7 protein-coding genes are annotated in these 6,670 nt (G+C 27.9%); 6 read left to right on the forward strand and 1 reads right to left on the reverse strand.

Going from position 1 to position 6,670, the window contains the following annotated elements:
• Window positions 1–258: 258 nt before the first annotated feature.
• Complete coding sequence (locus E6248_RS11360; RefSeq protein ID WP_316340916.1) at window positions 259–573, forward strand: hypothetical protein; 315 nt, start codon at window positions 259–261, stop codon at window positions 571–573.
• A gap of 313 nt (window positions 574–886) precedes the next feature.
• Here the strand turns inward: E6248_RS11360 and E6248_RS11365 are convergent, their stop codons facing one another.
• On the reverse strand, window positions 887–1,624 hold the full coding sequence (locus tag E6248_RS11365; protein WP_316340917.1) for a GntR family transcriptional regulator: 738 nt from the start codon (window positions 1,622–1,624) through the stop codon (window positions 887–889).
• A gap of 233 nt (window positions 1,625–1,857) precedes the next feature.
• On the opposite strand from E6248_RS11365, the gene agaB (E6248_RS11370) reads away from it, so the two are divergent.
• The 5 genes from agaB (E6248_RS11370) (at window position 1,858) to E6248_RS11390 (ending at window position 6,666) form a co-directional block, all read left to right on the forward strand.
• Window positions 1,858–2,331, forward strand: a complete 474-nt coding sequence (gene agaB / locus E6248_RS11370; protein WP_316340918.1) for a PTS galactosamine transporter subunit IIB — start codon at window positions 1,858–1,860, stop codon at window positions 2,329–2,331.
• Between the two features lie 19 nt (window positions 2,332–2,350).
• Window positions 2,351–2,818, forward strand: a complete 468-nt coding sequence (gene agaB / locus E6248_RS11375) for a PTS galactosamine transporter subunit IIB (protein ID WP_316340919.1) — start codon at window positions 2,351–2,353, stop codon at window positions 2,816–2,818.
• Between the two features lie 15 nt (window positions 2,819–2,833).
• Window positions 2,834–3,628 (forward strand): PTS galactosamine transporter subunit IIC, encoded by a 795-nt coding sequence (gene agaC, locus E6248_RS11380; protein WP_316340920.1) that lies wholly within the window; start codon window positions 2,834–2,836, stop codon window positions 3,626–3,628.
• Complete coding sequence (gene agaD / locus E6248_RS11385; RefSeq protein ID WP_316340921.1) at window positions 3,615–4,415, forward strand: PTS galactosamine transporter subunit IID; 801 nt, start codon at window positions 3,615–3,617, stop codon at window positions 4,413–4,415. The genes agaC and agaD overlap by 14 nt, the downstream gene beginning before the upstream one ends.
• A gap of 328 nt (window positions 4,416–4,743) precedes the next feature.
• Entirely contained in the window at window positions 4,744–6,666 is a 1,923-nt protein-coding gene (locus E6248_RS11390; protein ID WP_316340922.1) for a tetratricopeptide repeat protein, read from the forward strand.
• Window positions 6,667–6,670 lie beyond the last annotated feature (4 nt).

Here is a 6,670-nt window from a genome sequence, read left to right on the forward strand (position 1 = left end):
CTATATGTCTTCATTTTTTGTAATTTTTTATTATAGTATATTCAATAATATTGAAGAGAAAACAACTATAAATAGATATTTGGAATAATATTGTAAATTGTGATAGTATATTATTAAATAAGTAGCGAAAAATTATATTATATATGTTTCAATAAATAATCTATATTTTGAGTACTTACGTTATTTTAAGTGAAAAATAGTTTTGAAAGTAAATTACATTAATTGAAAGCATATAGTTTTTATGAGGGGGAAATAATTATGATTATATTGCTTAATCCTGTTAGCTTAATCCTTGGCATAATTGCATGGATACTTCCTATTATTAATATCATTAAGTATAAAAAGAATAATAATGAAAATTGGGCTACTCTATCAATTGTCAGTATGAGTGCCTGTGCAATTTCAATATATTTTCAGATAATATATAGCAATTATTTAGTTAATATTGAAGATTTATCATCACTTATGGATACTATAGGTACTTCAGTATTTATGTCATCAGTTCTTCTTATTATTACTATTATATTGAATGTAGCTACATTACTTATATATCGTAATAAGGCTGAAAAATAGTAATATAGACTTAGTAAAACTAAAATATTGTATGGATTGTAGTACCAATAATATTAATATAAAACAAGTAAAGGTGCTGTCGCGCAATGAAAAATTAAGAATGAATAATGAAAAATTAATAAAAAAAAACTCCAGAAGGAGTTTTGAAAAGAAGTTAATTTTTAATTCTTAATTCGGGCTGTTTGTGCGACAGCCCTTTTTAGTTTCTATGATTATATTTAAAATTAACATTATATTAAAAAAGCCTAAATTTATACTTATATAAAATTTAAGGGGGACTTGTTTGTATAAAAAGCCTCCCTACTTTTATTTATTATAAAGATAAGTTATTTACTAGATAATTTCGGTATAAATCAGTTTTAAACATATATTTATCGCCTCTTATAATAGAGACTGTGTATTGAATTAGTATATCATCTTCATATGAAAATCTTTCTAACATGGTGCAAGGATCTTTAGAAGAAATTTTAAGTAAATCACATTGCCAATATCTAGGTAAAACTGGTCTGAAGGTTTCTATAATTCTATCAAGTTGTAAATCATACTTTCTAGTAAGATATGAAGTCATAGATTCTTTTTCAATTTTTCCAATTTCTATATGATAGAATCTATTTTGAGGAAGATAAAGAGTTTCTATCATTATAGGACAAGATTCTGCAAATCTTAAACGAATTATCTTATGGAATACTTCATTACATTTCCTGCCTAGTTTAGAAGCTAAGACATCATTTATTGAGACTAATTCATATCCAATTACTACATTATTTACATTTATATTTTGCTTTTTAAGCTCATCAGTAAAAGAATAAAACTTAAATAAATTTTGTTCATAAATTATTGGTTTTACAAAAGTTCCTTTTCCTTGAACTGTGTATATATATCCATTAAACTTCAAATGATTAAGAGCTTGGCGAATTGTAGATCTACTTACGTGATAACGTTCACACATAACTCGTTCAGATGGTAGTAATGAATTCTCATAAAGGTTATCTTGTATTATCTTAGAAAGAATTTTTTCAGCAATATCTATATAAAGCGGTTTCTCAGACATAAAATCACTCCCTAAACAAATGATTGTATATTAGAATTATATGCCAATTTAGTATAAAAATGAAATGATAATATTACATACCAATGATACAACTGGTATACATGGCAATTAGGTACAATATGAAGAAGTGGCCCATAATCATTCAAAAATATTCTAATTATAAAAATCAGAAGTATAATTAACTCATACAGGCAATGTAAATGAATACACAATCATGTTAGGGGGAAGGAAGAGTGAGTAAACCTAATATAGTATTAACTAGAGTAGATAATAGATTAATTCATGGACAAGTTGGATTAACATGGACAACATCCTTAGGGGTAAATTTAGTCATAGTAGCTGATGATAAGATTGTTGAAGATATATTTCAGCAGGATTTGATGAGAGTAGTAACAAGCGCAGCAGGAGTAAATATAAGATTTTTCACAATAGAAAAGACTATCAAAGCTATACCAAAGGCAAGTGAAAGACAAAAGATATTTTTAGTTTGTAGAACATTAGCAGATGCAAGGAGGTTAATAGAGGGAGGAGTTTCAATAGAGCAATTAAATATAGGAAACTTACATTTTGTAAAAGGAAAGAAAGCAATAAGTAAAAAGGTATATGTGGATGATAAAGATTTAGAAGATTTTGAGGCTATAAAAAATACTAAAATAAAAGTATTTATTCAAGATGTTCCAGGAGATATTAAAGAGTATATTAAATAAAAAATGAGGAGGAATATTAATGCCCAATATATTACTAGTGAGGATAGATAACAGATTAGTACACGGACAAGTTGGGATAACTTGGACTACCTCTTTAGGAGCTAATTTAATAGTTGTAGCTGATGATTTATGTTCAAAAGACCAGCTGCAACAGCAATTAATGATGATTACTGCAGAATCTTCAGGTGCAGGGGTAAGGTTTTTTACAGTTGAAAAGACGATAAATATAATTCATAAGGCATCTCCAGCACAAAAGATATTTATAGTTTGTAGAACGCCAAAGGAAGTAAGAGAATTAGTGGAAGGAGGTGTTCCGATAAATGATGTGAATATAGGAAATATGCATTTTGATAAGGGCAAAAGACAAATTAGCAAAAAGGTTTACGTAGATGATAAGGATTTGGAAGATTTAAGGTTTATAAAATCTAGAGGTATAAATGTCTATATACAAGATGTTCCTGGGGATATTAAAGAATATATAAAATAAAAGGAGAGAATTACAATGGAAAGTATTACTCTGATTCAAGGTATTCTTTTAGCAGTAATGGCAACTATAGTAGGAATTGATTTTTGGCTAGAAGGATTATTTATTTTTAGACCCATTATAGTATGTACACTAACAGGACTTATTTTAGGTGATTTACAATTAGGATTATTATCAGGTGGACTTACTGAATTAGCCTTTGCAGGGTTAACTCCAGCAGGGGGAACTCAGCCACCAAACCCAGTTTTAGCAGGAGTAATGACAACAGTTATAGCATATACCACTGGTAAAGATGCTGCTACAGCAATTGGACTTGCACTACCATTTAGTTTCTTAATGCAATATATAATTTTATTTTACTATTCAACATTTTCTTTCTTTATGAATAAGGCTGATAAGTATGCAGATAATGCTAATATAAATGGATTAGTTAAATTAAATATAGTAACTACCTTAATAGTAGCCTTAACTTATGGAGTAATAGTATTTTTATCTGCATATGTAGCACAAGATGCTATGCAATCTTTAGTAAGCTCAATGCCAGCTTGGCTTACTCATGGATTTGAAATAGCAGGAGGAATATTGCCAGCAGTTGGATTTGGAATGCTATTAAAAGTAATGCTGAAAAAGCAATATATACCATTCTTAATGATAGGGTTTGTAGTGGCTTCCTTTGTAGAATATTCTAATTTATTACCAGTAGCAGTAGTTGGAGCAGCCTTTGCTTTATTTACTTATAATCTTGATAAGGAAAGGGAGAGCTTAATAGTTAAATCAAATAATGAAGGAGATGATTTAGGTGAAGGAATCTAATAAAGTATTAACTAAGAAAGATATTACTAAGCTTGGTCTAATGTCATCATTTTTACAGGCAAGTTTTAATTATGAAAGAATGCAAGCTGGTGGATTTACTTTAGCACAATTACCATTTCTTAAGAAGATATATAAGGATGATAAGGAAGCAATATCAGATGCTATGAATGATAATCTGGAGTTTATAAATACGCACCCAAATCTAGTTGGATTTTTAATGGGGCTACTTATATCTTTAGAAGAAAATAATGAAGATAGAAGTATTATTAAAGGATTAAAGGTTGCTTTATTTGGACCATTAGCAGGAATAGGTGATGCAATATTCTGGTTTACTTTATTACCAATAGTAGCTGGAATAAGTGCTTCTTTTGCAATGGAAGGTAGTGTACTTGGACCAATAATATTCTTTGCTGTATATTTAATAATATTTATATTAAGAATAGCTTGGACTCATTTAGGATATAATTTAGGAGTTAAAGCCATAGATAAAATAAAGCATAACTCGAAAGTTATAGGTAAGGCTGCAACAGTTTTAGGAGTAACAGTAATAGGTGGATTGATTGCATCTTATGTAAATATAAATGTTTTAACAAATATAGTTGTTAATGAAAGCAAAACTGTATCATTACAAACTGACTTTTTTGATAAGATATTCCCTAATATTCTAGCACTAGGATATACATTGTTAATGTATTTCTTAATAAAAAACAAGAAAATTAGCCCAGTAATACTTATTTTCTCAACATTTATAATGGCTATAGCTCTTTCATTCTTTGGAATTTTATAATTAAGTGAATAAAATTAAAGCTATCCTAATTTTTCTTAGTGATTACTTAAATATTTAAGATAGTATTATGAGAAATAGCTTATACTGAAAATAATTAGGACAAATTTATATTTTTATTAGTTCAATAAGATAATATTTAATTAAAGGGAGTTTAATGTAGTAAATAATTACTAGTATTAAGCTCTTTTTTATTTTTGTAATTTAGAAGAAATTAATCCTAAATTATTAACTGTTAATCGTTAATTGGTAACATCTTCGATGTTACTCTGGTTCTAATAAATTTAAATGAAAATAAAATAGTAATAAGAAATTTAAGGGGGCAATAGTTATGAAGTACAGTTACGATTTTTTATTACTAGAGTTTAAGGATGTTTATTATATTGTAAATAGAGTGTTTGAAGAGGAAGAAATAAGGCTAGTTAATTCAAATTTAATTAAGTTTATAAAAGAGATAATTATTAAGGCTCACTTAAATAATAAAATTTTCTATAATAGTGAAAATTCCTTTAGTAAAAACTTGGAGATTTTATATAAAAGAAATATAATTCCATATGATTTAATGAGGTATATATCTAGTTATATTGAAGATTTATATTATTATAAGAAAATACTTACTACTAAGGTGAAAGATCAGGGGGATTATAGGGAAAAGATAATTAATGAGGACATAGTATATAATTCTTGTGTTTGGCTTGTGGTAAGCTCTGGAGAAGAGGATTATTCTTTATTTGTTAATAACTTAAATGAAGACGAAAAAATTGTTTTTAATAAGTACCTAAATAGTATAGATGCTGATTTTAAATATAATTTTGTTGTCGAAGATGAAGAGGAAGTTGAAGAAGATATTGATGAAGAGGATGTTGAAGGTAGAGAGTCAAAAGAAGGACTTAACTTTTTAGGGTTTGATGATATAGATGATAATTCTTTAGAAAATGAATTTGATGATGAAGAAATAACATCTGAAGAATACTTATTAACAGGTGAATTATATTATTTAGGGAAAAATGTGGATAAAGATTATTATAAGGCTAAGGAGTATTTTGAAAAAGCAGCTAAGGAAGGTAATGAGCATGCTGAAAGTTATTTAGGATTATTCTATGAAAAGGGCTATGGTGGAGAAAAAAATATTGAAAAGGCATTGTATTGGTATAAAAAAGCTGCACTTAAGGGAAATATATTTTCTCAGTATTCTCTAGGATTTATTTATTATGAAGGTAAAGACGTAGAGAAAAATAGTCAATATTCTTTTAAGTGGTATAGTGAAGCAGCTGAAAGTGGATTTGCACCTGCCCAATATGCTTTATCATATCTTTATAAGAATGGTGAAGGTTGTGAAAAGAGTAATTTTAAAGCTTACTATTGGCTAGAAGAGTCAGCTGATAATGATTTTGAAGATTCATTTTATATATTAGGACAATCTTATTTAGAGGGAAAAGAAATAGAATTAGATTATAATAAGGCTTTTCATTACTTTTCTAAAGGAGCTTCTAAAAAAGATAAAAATTGCTTAGAAGGTCTTGGAGATATGTATTACTTTGGACTATATACAGAAGAAGATAAGAAGAAGGCTTTTGAATACTACAATGAAAGCATAGCTGAGGGGAATATTGGATTATATTATAAATTAGGTAATCTTTATGAAGAAAGCAATGATATAAAAATGGCTTTAATGAATTACTATAAGGGTTGTGCAAATGGTGATTTAAAATCAGTACAAAGGCTTGGAATTATGTATTATTACGGGGATGGAGTACAAGAGGATAAAGATAAGGGATTTGAATACTTAGGTATAGGAGCTGATAGTGAAGATCCACATAGCTTGTATTTAATAGGAAAGGTGTATTTAGAAGAAGGAAGAGATGAAAATAAAGAGGAAGATAAAGAGGAAGGGCTAAAATATTTAAAGAAAGCATATAGAAAGGGATCAGCTTATGCAGCTGAAGCATTGGCTAATGAAGGGATAAAAAATTTTTTAAATAATGAGTATTATAAGGAATTAGATATTTTATCTTATGTAAATAAAATCTTAGATGGAAATCTTATTTCAGGATATTATTATTATGCCTTATTATTTCACTATGGAATAGGAGTTGAAGTAAGTGATGAAACAGCTTTTATTAATTTAGTTCAAGGAGCAAAAAAAGGTCATAAAGAAGCTATGGAAAAGTTAGTGGAATGGTACACAGAAGGGATTTTTGTAAATAAGGATATGAAGTTAGCTGATAAATGGGCTAGGAAGCTTTTTGAGTAAATAC

Source organism: Clostridium sp., assembly GCF_032552055.1.
Lineage (GTDB): Bacteria > Bacillota > Clostridia > Clostridiales > Clostridiaceae > Clostridium.